This is a genomic window from Streptosporangium heterodermiicola (assembly GCF_051390675.1).
Classification (GTDB): Bacteria; Actinomycetota; Actinomycetes; order Streptosporangiales; family Streptosporangiaceae; genus Streptosporangium.
In genome coordinates, this window is the sequence record NZ_JBPJSR010000117.1 from 1 (window position 1) to 429 (window position 429).

Consider the following 429-nt stretch of genomic DNA (forward strand, 5'->3'; position numbering starts at 1 on the left):
CTGGGAGCCCGCCACGGCGACGTTGCCGCCGCCGTAGTTGTTGACCCACGGGCGGGGCGTCCAGTTGCCGTTGGTACGGACCCAGGCGTAGTCGTTGCCGGGGAACGACGACCCGGCGAAGGTGCCCTGGGCGACGTTGTTGTAGCCGAGGGTGGGGCTGCCGGTGCCGCCGCAGTGCCCGGCGGTGACGAAGCCGCCGTTGTTGACCGAGAAGCCCACCGAGCAGAGCGTGTTGCCGTTGATGACGTACTGGTCGCCGCCGCGGATGTCGTACAGGGGCTTGGGCGCCTCGCTGAGGGAGATCCGCACCTCGGCGGCGTCGACGGCGCCCGCCTTGACGAACCGTTCGGCGGCGGCGCGGTCGGCCGCCGACACCGTCACGGTGTTCGCGGCGACGTCCACGTACCAGCTGTGGACGTCCTTGCCCGC

General features: G+C 71.3%; 1 protein-coding gene. It reads right to left on the reverse strand.

Features of this window, described 5'->3' with window-relative positions:
* On the reverse strand, positions 1–429 hold a 429-nt coding region (locus tag ACSC1Q_RS43145; RefSeq protein ID WP_436764536.1), incomplete at both ends, for a S1 family peptidase.